At 35.9% G+C, this 12,343-nt stretch carries 11 protein-coding genes; 8 read left to right on the forward strand and 3 right to left on the reverse strand.

All coding sequences use genetic code 11. From position 1 onward, the window contains the following. Window positions 1-140: 140 nt before the first annotated feature. The 5 genes from mfd (at window position 141) to FJR04_RS02910 (ending at window position 8,123) form a co-directional block, all read left to right on the forward strand. Entirely contained in the window at window positions 141-3,665 is a 3,525-nt protein-coding gene (gene mfd, locus FJR04_RS02890) for a transcription-repair coupling factor (protein ID WP_168491627.1), read from the forward strand. 136 nt (window positions 3,666-3,801) lie between these two features. Then, window positions 3,802-5,193, forward strand: coding sequence for an AAA family ATPase (locus tag FJR04_RS02895; RefSeq protein WP_168491628.1), 1,392 nt, complete (start codon window positions 3,802-3,804; stop codon window positions 5,191-5,193). Then, the gene (locus FJR04_RS02900) at window positions 5,193-5,753 is read left to right on the forward strand and encodes a hypothetical protein (protein ID WP_168491630.1); all 561 of its coding nucleotides are present in this window, start codon (window positions 5,193-5,195) and stop codon (window positions 5,751-5,753) included. The genes FJR04_RS02895 and FJR04_RS02900 overlap by 1 nt, the downstream gene beginning before the upstream one ends. 491 nt (window positions 5,754-6,244) lie before the next feature. Further along, window positions 6,245-7,588 carry a protein kinase gene (locus FJR04_RS02905; protein WP_168491632.1) on the forward strand — a complete coding sequence of 448 codons (1,344 nt, stop codon included), beginning with the start codon at window positions 6,245-6,247 and terminating at the stop codon, window positions 7,586-7,588. 31 nt (window positions 7,589-7,619) lie between these two features. Beyond that, window positions 7,620-8,123, forward strand: a complete 504-nt coding sequence (locus FJR04_RS02910; protein WP_168491633.1) for an ureidoglycolate lyase — start codon at window positions 7,620-7,622, stop codon at window positions 8,121-8,123. Between the two features lie 19 nt (window positions 8,124-8,142). Here FJR04_RS02910 and FJR04_RS02915 read toward each other — a convergent pair whose 3' ends face one another. Beyond that, entirely contained in the window at window positions 8,143-8,559 is a 417-nt protein-coding gene (locus FJR04_RS02915) for an NUDIX hydrolase (protein WP_168491635.1), read from the reverse strand. 224 nt (window positions 8,560-8,783) lie between these two features. Between FJR04_RS02915 and FJR04_RS02920 the strand changes: the two genes are divergently transcribed. The 3 genes from FJR04_RS02920 to FJR04_RS02930 are packed head-to-tail and all read left to right on the forward strand — an operon-like array spanning window position 8,784 to window position 11,376. Next, window positions 8,784-9,227 carry a hypothetical protein gene (locus tag FJR04_RS02920; RefSeq protein ID WP_168491637.1) on the forward strand — a complete coding sequence of 148 codons (444 nt, stop codon included), beginning with the start codon at window positions 8,784-8,786 and terminating at the stop codon, window positions 9,225-9,227. Between the two features lie 56 nt (window positions 9,228-9,283). After that, a complete protein-coding gene (locus FJR04_RS02925; protein ID WP_168491639.1) occupies window positions 9,284-10,102 on the forward strand; it encodes an SDR family oxidoreductase in 819 nt (272 codons plus the stop codon). 17 nt (window positions 10,103-10,119) lie between these two features. Then, window positions 10,120-11,376 (forward strand): hypothetical protein, encoded by a 1,257-nt coding sequence (locus FJR04_RS02930; protein ID WP_168491641.1) that lies wholly within the window; start codon window positions 10,120-10,122, stop codon window positions 11,374-11,376. 185 nt (window positions 11,377-11,561) lie between these two features. Here the strand turns inward: FJR04_RS02930 and FJR04_RS02935 are convergent, their stop codons facing one another. Together FJR04_RS02935 and FJR04_RS02940 are read right to left on the reverse strand one after the other, a co-directional pair. Next, on the reverse strand, window positions 11,562-12,017 hold the full coding sequence (locus FJR04_RS02935; protein WP_168491642.1) for a cupin domain-containing protein: 456 nt from the start codon (window positions 12,015-12,017) through the stop codon (window positions 11,562-11,564). 111 nt (window positions 12,018-12,128) lie between these two features. Then, window positions 12,129-12,343 (reverse strand): cysteine hydrolase family protein (locus tag FJR04_RS02940; protein WP_168491644.1); only part of this gene is annotated, 215 nt, incomplete at its 5' end.

Genomic DNA, 12,343 nt, shown 5'->3' on the forward strand with positions numbered 1-12,343 from the left:
TTGAATATACACAAAGTAGTAGTTAAGCTTGATTCTTTCCCATTCATCGTCAAGAGTGGGGTTAAAACTTTTAAAATGGTTGATATAAACTGCTTCTAGATTTTTGTATCTACAACGATTTCCAATTTAGCGTAAAACTTATGGCCTTTTCTTCCATTGTGCGTGCTTTGGCGCGATCGCCTCTCACCGCAGAACTTATTACTAAACTCAACAAACAACAGGAATTGCGGTTAAATGGTATTTCTCGTCTCCCCAAGGGAATGGTCGCTTCAGCATTAGCAAACTATGAAGATCAGAATTTATGTGTGATCTGTGCCACTCTGGAGGAAGCTGGCCGAGTTTTCGCCCAAATGGAAGCAATGGGGTGGAAAACTGTCCATTTTTACCCCACTTCTGAAGCTTCTCCTTATGAACCTTTTGACCCTGAAAATGAACTCAGTTGGGGTCAAATGCAAGTTTTGGCTGATTTGGTCAGTTGTCAGTCGTCAGTTGTCAGTGGTCAGTTGTCAAAACAAAAAACTGCCATAATTGCGACTGTGGGGGCGTTGCAGCCACATTTACCACCACCGGAGGCGTTTAAATCATTTTGTGTGACTTTGGAAAAGGGGATGGAATTTGATTTAGATGGGTTTGGCGAAAAAATCACGATTTTGGGTTATGAACGAGTTCCTTTGGTGGAAACAGAAGGACAATGGAGTAGACGGGGGGATATTGTGGATGTGTTTCCGGTATCTTCCGAGTTGCCTGTGCGTTTAGAGTGGTTTGGAGACGAAATTGAACAAATTCGGGAATTTGACCCCTCTACGCAACGTTCTGCCCTGGATAAGGTGGAAAAAATCACCCTCACCCCCACCAGTTTTTCACCAATTATCAACACAGCACTTACAGAAAATGTAGAAAAGTTCAATGGAACGTCTCTAGAAGAAGGAAGTCGGCGGTTTTTGGGGTTGGCTTTTGCAAAACCTGCTTCATTGCTGGACTATTTACCAAAAAATACTCTTGTTGCTATTGATGAACCAGAACAATGTTATGCTCATAGCGATCGCTGGGTAGAAAATGCTGAAAGTCAATGGTCCGTAGGGGCGAAGCATTGGGAAGATCAATTATCGGTGGTTGTAAAAAATAGTTCTCCAAATGCTTCGCCCGTACATTTGTCATTTGCATTAACTAAGATTCATCGGTCTTTTGATGAGTGTATAGGGGAAATTGGGAATTTTAAAAAGTTATATTTATCGGAATTGTCGGAAGAAAATACTGGACTGAATTTAGCTAGTAGACCTTTACCTGTCACACCTCATCAATTTGCTAAATTAGCGGAGACAATTAGACAAGAACGCGATCGCAATTTTGCAGTTTGGATAATTTCTGCTCAACCTTCCCGTTCTGTTTCTCTTCTCCAAGAACATGATTGTCCTGCTCAATTTATCCCCAATCCCCGCGATTTCCAAGCTATTGATAAACTGCAAATTAATCATATCCCAATAGCTCTTAAATATTCCGGTTTAGCAGAATTAGAAGGTTTTATTTTACCTTCTTACCGTTTGGTTATTGTCACCGATAGAGAATTTTATGGACAACATTCTTTAGCTAATTTTGGCTATGTCCGTAAACGTCGTCAAGCGACATCTAAACAAGTAGATCCTAATAAATTACGTCAGGGAGATTATGTTGTTCATCGTAGTCATGGTATTGGTAAATTTGTCAAGTTAGAAAGTTTAACAATTAATGATGAAACCCGTGATTATTTAGTTGTACAATATGCAGATGGTTTATTAAGAGTTGCTGCTGATCAAGTTGGTTCTTTATCCCGGTTTAGGACTAATGTAGATAAACCCCCAGAACTGCATAAAATGACCGGAAAAGCTTGGGATAATACTAAGAATAAAGTCCGAAAAGCGATTAAAAAACTAGCCGTAGACTTGTTAAAATTGTATGCAGCGCGATCGCAACAAGAAGGTTTTTCTTATCCCACAGATATGCCTTGGCAACAAGAAATGGAAGATTCTTTCCCCTATCAACCTACCACAGATCAGCTAAAAGCGGTACAAGATGTGAAACGGGATATGGAAAGTGAAAGACCGATGGATCGGTTAGTATGTGGAGATGTGGGTTTTGGGAAAACAGAAGTAGCAATTAGGGCGATTTTTAAAGCTGTCACCGCAGGAAAGCAAGTTGCACTTTTAGCACCAACGACGATTTTAACTCAACAACATTATCACACAATTAAAGAACGTTTTGCCCCTTATCCTGTGAATGTCGGTTTACTCAATCGGTTTCGTAGTGCTGAAGAAAAACGCAATATTCAAAAACGCCTTGCAACTGGAGAATTAGATATAGTTGTGGGGACACATCAATTATTAGGCAAAAGTGTCCAATTTAAAGATTTAGGACTTTTAGTAATTGATGAAGAACAAAGATTTGGAGTTAATCAAAAGGAAAAAATCAAAAGTCTAAAAACGCAAGTTGATGTTTTAACTCTTTCTGCAACTCCTATTCCCAGAACCTTATATATGTCTTTATCTGGAATTCGGGAAATGAGTTTAATTACCACTCCACCTCCCACTAGAAGACCAATCCAAACCCATCTCGCACCTTTAAACCCCGACATTGTCAGAAGTGCAATTCGTCAAGAATTAGATCGGGGTGGACAAGTTTTTTATGTAGTACCGCGAGTAGATGGAATTGAAGAAACCACTGCAAATTTGCGGGAAATGGTACCAGGAGGAAGATTTGCGATCGCCCATGGTCAAATGGACGAAAGCGAGTTAGAATCAACCATGCTCACTTTCGGAAATAATGACGCTGACATTCTTGTTTGTACAACAATTATTGAATCTGGTTTAGATATTCCCAGAGTTAATACAATTTTAATTGAAGATGCTCATCGTTTTGGTTTATCTCAATTATATCAATTACGGGGTCGTGTAGGACGTGCCGGTATTCAAGCTCACGCATGGTTATTTTACCCCAAACAACGAGAATTATCTGATGCAGCTAGACAAAGATTAAGAGCAATTCAAGAATTTACTCAACTCGGTTCTGGATATCAATTAGCAATGCGAGATATGGAAATTCGCGGTGTAGGAAACTTGCTAGGTGCAGAACAATCTGGTCAAATGGATGCAATCGGATTTGATTTGTATATGGAAATGTTAGAAGAAGCAATTCGAGAAATTAGAGGTCAAGAAATACCCAAAGTTGAAGATACTCAAGTTGACCTTAATCTCACCGCATTTATTCCTTCTACTTACATTACTGATCTTGATCAAAAAATGAGTGCATATCGCGCTGTTGCCACTGCAAAATCAAAATATGAATTAAAACAAATTGCTGCTGAATGGACTGATAGATATGGTGCTATCCCAGTTCCCGCAAATCAATTATTGCGAGTGATGGAATTAAAACAATTAGCCAAAAATCTCGGATTTAGCCGTATTAAACCAGAGAATAAACAACACATTGTTTTAGAAACACCAATGGAAGAACCAGCTTGGAATTTATTAGCAGAAAAACTAACTTCCAACATGAAAACAAGATTTGTTTATTCTCCTGGAAAAGTGACAGCAAGAGGTTTAGGAGTATTCAAAGCAGATCAACAATTGCAGACTTTAATCGAAACTTTCATCAAAATGCAAGGGGCAATTTCAGAAACTACTGGAGTTTAATTTCGTAGCGACAGCGCAACCCAACAACAATATTAATCATGTTGGGTTGACGGAAGGAAACTCAACCTACATCTGGGAGAATATAATTGGAGAGTAATAGCATGAGTCAATGGCTGATAATTAAAGGAATACAGACATGAAAATTAAAGTCAAAAATCTTGGTGCTTTACGAGAAGCCGAATTTACTCTTGGTGACTTGACGATCATTTGTGGTGGCAACAATACCGGAAAAACTTACGCAACTTATGCCTTATTTGGCTTTTTATATACTTGGCGACGAATGCTTTCGATTCAAATCAACAATGATAAAATCGAGAAACTTCTCGCTGACGGAGTAATTCATCTTGATATACAAGAATATGTCAAAAAAACTGAGCAAATTATAACTAAAGCCTGTCACAGTTATACTCAGGAATTACCGAAAATTTTTGCAGCACCAACTGACAAATTTAAACAAACTGAGTTTAATATCAGCCTAGAAATAAAAAATGAGAATATTAATTTAGCAAGCAAATTTGATCTGACAATGAGAGCAGCTAATGCAGAACTTTTTTCAATTACCAAAAGTGAAGAAAATACAGAATTAGTTGTTACTCTCCTTGTGGAAAAAGACAAGGTAAAAATCCCTGCTGAAATCATTGAGCGTATAATTTCTGATGCCATAAAAGACATTATTTTTGATCAATTTTTTCCTCGTCCTTTTATTGCTAGTGCCGAACGAACTGGTGCGGCTATTTTTCGCAAAGAATTGAATTTTGCAAAAAATCGTTTACTAGAAGAAATGGGTCAAGCTGACAAAAATCTTGATACAATGGAACTTCTACTTAAAGAGTATGATGATTATGCTCTACCGATAAAAACGAATGTAGATTTTACTCGTAAACTTGAAACCATTATTAAAAAAAATAGTTTCATTACTGATAAATATCCTGATGTACTGGCTGATTTTACTGATATTATTGGTGGTGAATATACCGTCACCCGCAACGATGAGCTTTATTATGTGCCGAAGGGTAAACGGGTTAAACTTTCTATGGATGAAAGTTCTAGTGCCGTGCGTTCTTTATTAGATATCGGCTTTTATCTAAGACATGAAGCTCAACATGGTGATTTATTGATGGTAGATGAACCTGAATTAAATCTACACCCTGAAAATCAACGCCGAGTTGCACGGCTTTTTGCTCGATTGGTAAACCTTGGTATTAAAGTTTTTATCACTACCCACAGTGATTACATTATTAAAGAACTGAATATCCTGATCATGCTTAATCATGATAAACTTCATCTCAAGCGAATTGCTGAACAAGAAGGTTATCGGACAGAAGAACTGATTGCTGCTGAAAAAATCAAAGTTTATATTGCGGAAGAAGCAGATATAAAACTAGAGGGAAACACAAGAAAAACTAAATGTCAAACTCTTACACCCGCCGATATAAACCCAGAATTGGGTATTGAAGCTCGGAGTTTTGATACAACTATCGAAACGATGAACCGGATTCAGGAAGCAATTGTTTGGGGTGAGGAGTAATGTCTGATATTGCTATCTTGAAAGAAATGATAAAAGAAACCGCTACAGTATCATTAGAAAATGATCTCTACGGACGCAATAAAGTCATCCTCAAAGAGCCTAAACCTCCCAATTACTATGTAACTATTTATGGGATGCCTAATGATGATGATGTCATAATTATCAATGCAGATGAATTTAAGTCACCTGATACGATTTTTAAAGGAAATAGTGGTGAATGCAAACGTGCCGACTTTATTATCATTGCTAATACTGTTAAGAAAAAGGTAATTCTCTGTATTGAAATGAAGGCGAGTAAAGGAGGATCAATGAGAGATATTATTGCACAACTTAAAGGAGCAGAGTGTTTTGTCGCCTATTGTCGGCAAATTGGTCAGTCATTTTGGAATCATCAAAATTTTCTCAAAGATTACGAGTGGCGATTTATAAGTACCAAAAATATTACGCAAAAAACAAAGACACGTTTTGACCCTAATCAAAACTTGGTTTCAGAATTAAAAATACTAACGAAAAAAGGCTCATCTTTTCAATTTAATGATTTAGTTTATTGTCAAAAATAATCGTAATAATAGCTATGTAGTGAAGTACATTTAATTAAAGGGAATTATAGAAGCATATAGAAATACTATTTAGGGAATTTATCAAGATTTACAGACATTAGTGAAAAATTAAGATTTATCCATTTTGGCTTTTCCTGATGTGAATATTAATGTGAGTTAAATATTTTAAATTCATCTTTTTTAAAATTTCCTATAAAAACTTTACAGTTGCAATACAAACTGTTACTTCAGCGTACTTAGTTGCTGTAGAGACATTCCATAGGTGAGGATTCTCGGCTCTACAAAATTTATTTGGCACACCCTCAAAAAGAAATGGTGTAAGTCCCATTAGATATTGTTATCTATGCAGGTAGAGACGTTACAGGGAAACGTCTCTACAATTCTGGATTCTGCTGTGTTTCCGACTTCTCTAAGCTACCAAGAATCTGCTATGCTACAGAAATTGACTTTGCATAAGCATTAGTTCAAAGTTGAATTCTTAACTATTAAAAATGTCATCTAAAATTATACTCACCATCACACAGGGTAAACTGTCTGGAAAACAATATATTTTTGCATCTCGCAGTACCTGTATCATTGGCAGAAACGATGATTGCAACTTGCAAATAGCGGATAAAGTTGATATGACTATTTCCCGCTATCACTGCTTACTTGATATTAACCCTCCAGATATTCGGGTGCGAGATTTAGGAAGTTTAAACGGTACTTTTGTCAACGGTAAAAAAATTGGACAAAGACAACGAGAACAACCAGCAAAAGAAGCTGTAAAATTAAACTTTCCTGAATATAATTTACAAGACGGTGATCAAATTAAGTTAGGCGATATTCTGTTTAAAATTGGTGTAGAAGCAGAACCACAATTAGACAAAACTCCAGATGTATCTATTGAGGAAAAAAATACAAAACCCAACTTTTTGAAGATTGTCAAAAATCTGCTAGATTTAGCTAAAAATGGTAATCCTGAACTGCAATCTCTGTCTGGATACCGTCTAATTAAATCATTAGGTAAAGGTGGGTTTGGTGCGGTCTTTTTAGTCCAGCATATTCAAAGCAATAGATTTTTCGCACTGAAGATCATGTTACCTGCGGTTGTCAGTCAAGAACAGGCTGTAAAAATGTTTCTAAAAGAAACAGAAAATACAAAAACTCTAAATCATCCTCATATCATCCAATTATTAGATTATGGCTTTGCAGAAAATGTCTTCTTTTTTATTATGGAATATTGTGAAGATGGGAATGTTTGGGATTTAATGCAAAGATCAGGATGGCGTTTATCTGTTGATATTGCTGTAGATATAACTTTGCAAATTCTTGATGGTTTGATCTATGCCCATGAAGTGGATCTTCCCTACATGAAATTATCTGATGGTAGTCTCCTGAAAGGTAAAGGTTTAATTCACCAAGATATAAAACCAAATAATATTTTTATCACAGAAGATGATGATAAAATAGTAGTGAAAGTTGGAGATTATGCTTTATCTAAAGCTTTTGATTTAGCTGGATTAAGTGGACAAACTTTAACAGAAACAAAGATGGGAACACCTGCATTTATGCCTCGTCAACAGGTACTAAATTTTCAAAACGCATTACCAGAAGTTGATATATGGGCAACAGCAGCTTGTTTATATAATATGTTAACAGGATATTTCCCCCGAAATTTTACAGGTGATCCTTGGTTATCAGTTTTACAAAATAATCCAATACCTATCAGTCAGCGTGATCATAATATTCCCAAAAAGTTAGCACAAGTGATAGATTTAGCTTTAAAGGAAAAACCGCAAATTTATTTTCAAACAGCAGCAGAGTTTAAAGAAGCTTTGTTAAAGTGTATATAATCAAGTTCTCAGAATATCTAGTCACGAAGTTATGAACGCACTACCAACAATCCAACAATTACAGTCTCAATTAATCACACCAGAAAATTTTCAGCCTTATGGACAGGTAATATATGCGAGTGTAGATGGTAAGAATTTTGATCAAGAAGATGCACAGTTAAATTTACAAAATGGTATTCCCCGTTTTTATATTATGCGGCTGCATGAAAAAGGACGGCAATTTCACAGCATTACCCGTCATATCAAATGTACTCAATGTTTAGGTTCTTTGGATGGTAAAGAGTGGTTCATGGCAGTTTGTCCACCTGAGAATGAAATTGATGAACCTGTATTATCAAAAATTGCTGCTTTTCGGATTCCGGGAAATTGTTTTATTAAATTAGAAACGGGAACTTGGCACGCAGGACCATATTTTGATCATGAGTCTGATGAGTTTATAGATTTCTACAATTTAGAACTGAGTGATACAAATGTAGAAGATCATTTCACTCATGATTTTCTCAAAAGTCATAATTTGTCTTTTGAGATGATTTAAAAGTCTCATTCACTTTTAACTAATTACTCATTACCCATGAAGTTTGAATGATTTTTTTTAGTGAAGTTTCTTTTACCAATTTAGCTGCTTGGTTAACTTCTAACCATTGTCTTTCTCTTTGAGTCGCTTCTGGCCAATCTTCTAAGACTTTTTCTACAGGTAATAAAAACAAATTAACTTCATAAGTATTACCCCGTTTCCGATACTTATAATTACCCAGTTTTTCGGTTGTAACTCTACCTAAAACTCCTGCTTCTTCCCATGCTTCCTTTGCTGCTGAATCATGGGGACTCATTCCTTTACAAAGTCCCCCTTTAGGAATCACCCAACCTTGACGACTACGAGTAGTGATCAATAAAACTTCAATTTTCCCATCTTGTATTCGGTAGGGAATAACTCCCGATTGTTGCATAATTTTAGAGGTTTTGCGAGTCATGGTGTAGATTCCTTGTTAATTAGGGTTTGCGATTTTAAACTTATAGTCTCAGATTAACAAAACCTATCTTAGTAATCTTGACTATAAATTCATTGTCCTTTAGTAACTCTTTCACTGATTTAACTGCTACTTCCGTATAATATTTGACTAAATTTTGATGATTTTGCTCCTAAATATTTCCTTTCTCAGAAACATACTATTTTTGTCCCAAAAAATATATACTTATGCAACCAAACCAGCAAATATTTTGGTTAATTGAACCTCAACGTAAACCATCACAACATATTATAGCTGGTGGTTTTATCTTACCAGATGGACAGGTAGCGATCGCTCGAAGTTCACCCTATTCTAGTCATGCTACTTTCCCTTGTATCCAATCTTTTCAAGAACTTCAACAGAAAAGAGGTAGAAACATCATCTTTGGTGAAAACTCACTCGATGATTATCATCTGCAAAGTTTTAAACTGGTGAGGAAAAAAGATATGACAGGCATCAGCGGAATTGGTATAGTTGCTGTAGGATGTCACTTTCAAGGTTTTGGTGATATCGCTGTCATGCAATGGCTAACTCAACCAGCTTCAACAGCTTGGTATACAGGAGGATGGGAACAAATTGAACTAATTCATGGACATAAAGGTAAGACTCACATTGTGATGGATTTGATTTAAAATTAACAGAATTAGTCCCTATTTAATTAAAGAATCATTAAAGAATATTTGAAATTATGAATACCATTGAAAATTCTCCCGAAAATGTCATCTTAGTTATCGGTTCTACTGGTGGAGTCGGACAGCTTGTAGTTGCTAAACTATTAGAAAAAGGCTTACCAGTTCGCATTCTCACACGAGATGCAGAAAAAGCTACAAAAATGTTTAATGACAAAGTAGAAATTGCGATTGGTAATATCTGCGAACCCAGCACTCTCACAGCCGCAATGGCAAATATTACCGCTATTATTTGTTGTACAGGAACTAGTGCTTTTCCTTCCGATAGATGGGAATTTTATCAAACCCCTAACATCATCGAATTAGGAATGGCTTTATTTAATCCCCAATTCCTAGAAGATAAAGCCAAAAATACCCCTACTAAAGTTGATACTCAAGGTGTAATTAATCTCATCACAGTAGCACCACAAAACTTAACCCGTTTCGTGCTTGTTTCTTCCTGTGGTATTCTTCGCAAACAGCAATTTCCTTTTACAATTCTCAACCTTTTCGGTGTGCTTGATGCTAAAGAAAAAGGAGAACAAGCTATTATCAATTCTGGACTACCTTATACTATCATTCGTCCAGGACGTTTAACTGATGGTCCTTATACATCCTATGATCTCAATACCCTTCTCCAAGCCACAACTCAAGGTAAATTAAACGTCGTCTTAGTTACAGGGGACACACTTTCAGGTGATACTAGCCGCATTGATGTTGCAGCAAGTTGTGTAGAAAGTTTATTTTATGAAAGTTGTGTTAATAAAGTTTTTGAAATAGTGAATCAAGGTGATAGACAGACTACAATTAATTGGCAAAATCTTTTTTCACAACTATAAAAAATCAAGTAAAAACCATGAAAATTACTAATTTACAAATTCCCTTTTTTTTAATTCTGGCTAGTTTTGTTTTCTCACAACCAGGTTATAGCCAAAATCCCGTTTTAAATGAAGAAGTTACAAAATTAAGAACGCAAGGACAAACAGGATTACAAACATTTCTCAAATCCTATCTTAATAACTTAACATCCCCACCTTCACCACAAATTAAAACAGCCTTAGACCAATTGTGTCAACAGCGAGATTGTTATGCTTCCAAATTATATTGGTACACAGATTTAGAACAAGCTAAAACCGCTGCTAAAATTAGTGGTAAACCAATTCTTTCATTGCGATTATTAGGGAGATTAGATACAGACCTCAGTTGTGCTAATAGCCGATTTTTTAGAGTAGCATTATATCCAAATCAGGAAATTTCTCAACAATTAAGAGAAAATTTTATCTTACATTGGCAAACAGTTCGTCCTGTTCCTAAAGTAACAATTGATTTTGGTGACGGACGCAAATTAGAAAGGACAATTACAGGTAATAGTATTCATTATATTTTAGATAGTTCTGGTCGTCCTATTGATGCTATTCCTGGACTTTATGGACCAAAAGCCTTTCTCAAACAACTCCAACAAGCGCAAATAATAGCTAAAGATTTGGGTAAACAAAATGGTGAAAAATACACCAATTTATTACAGCAATATCATCAACGCCGTCTTGATCATATTCAAAATCAATGGAGAACAGATTTATCAAAGTTGGGGATTCAATCTCCACCTCGTTTAATAGAACCCACAAATAATTCTAGTTCATTTCCTAGTGCAGCAATAGCAGGTTCTTTAGCAGTTTCTAAGTCTGTTGTCGAAAGACCAATTCTTAATTCTATTCAACCAGAAATATCAAACACTTCTTCAGAAATTCTTGATCAAGCAACTTGGAATAGATTAGCGAGACTATATCAAAATGATGCTAAACTCGATAGAAATAGCATTGCTTTAATTGCAGATAAAAAGCTACCAAATACAACAGATAAAAATGATTTATCTCAAGTAATTCGTAATTTTGAAACTGTCATGGCTTTAGATACCGTTAGAAATGAATATATGTTACATAGACAAATTCATCAATGGTTTATAGACGAAAAGCCAACATCAGATGTTAATCAACTGAATGAAAAAGTTTATGCTGAATTGTTTTTAACTCCTAGTTCTGATCCTTGGTTAGGATTAGTTAATAATGATACTTATAGTGCGATCGATAATGGTGGAATTGTTGAGAAAAATTAGTTTTAAAAGGGCGACTAGAAGTCGCTACTACACTACTACACAAGCAAAGTCCACCTGCGTGGACTAAAGGCTTTAACCCACGCAGGTGGGTTTTATCTTTGTAGTCTTTTCAAGCATCCTCTTAACCCACGTAGGTGGGTTTTGTCTTTGTAGCCGCGACTTCCAGTCGCCCGACGGGTAATAAATTAGACAAACTTAAAAGAATCTAGTCTTCCTAGAACAGTCATATCTTCATCATCTAATTCTACGGGAATACCACTGCGAATTAGTTCCGAAAAATCCTCATTAGGAATCATAATTGTCAAAGCGTAAAGACGAGTTTCACCAGTATTTCTAATCAAATGTGTACCTGTCGGTGGCACTAACAAACTATCTCCAGCGTTGATATCTACTTGTTTACCATCACAAATTGCAATTCCTTCTCCTTTGAGGATAAAAAACATTTCTACAGCCCATTGATGGCGATTTGGTGGTGTTTGTCCACCTACATCAAATATTTCCACACAACAAGTTAAAGAAGTATTCGCACTGCTGGAATCAAAGATAATTGCTAATCGGTTAGAATTATGGGGACTAATCCGATAAGCTTGATAATCTTTGGGAGATTTGATAATGGGAATTACACAGCTAGTAGCGTACATATTGGTAATGGGTAATTGGTAATTGGTGTTTTCTACTTCAATTAAATTACAGCAGATAACTGAGGTACGAAATATAAATTCAAAGCCAGACACTATTCCTGACTTCTACTGTTAATTATTAATCGCCGTTACAATTGCTGACGAATCTGTTACAAAACCGAAACATTGTTTCACATTATATAAAGTTGCTAACCAACAATATTCCGGTGAGGTTGTAGCCGTACAATCTTTGACTAAAATACAGTCATATCCTAAAAAATTGGCATCACACAAAGTTGATAAAACACATTGATCAGCATTTACACCAGCAAAGAATAGTGTAGTTA

The sequence above is a fragment of the Anabaena sp. UHCC 0204 genome (genome assembly GCF_009711975.1).
Lineage (GTDB): Bacteria > Cyanobacteriota > Cyanobacteriia > Cyanobacteriales > Nostocaceae > Dolichospermum.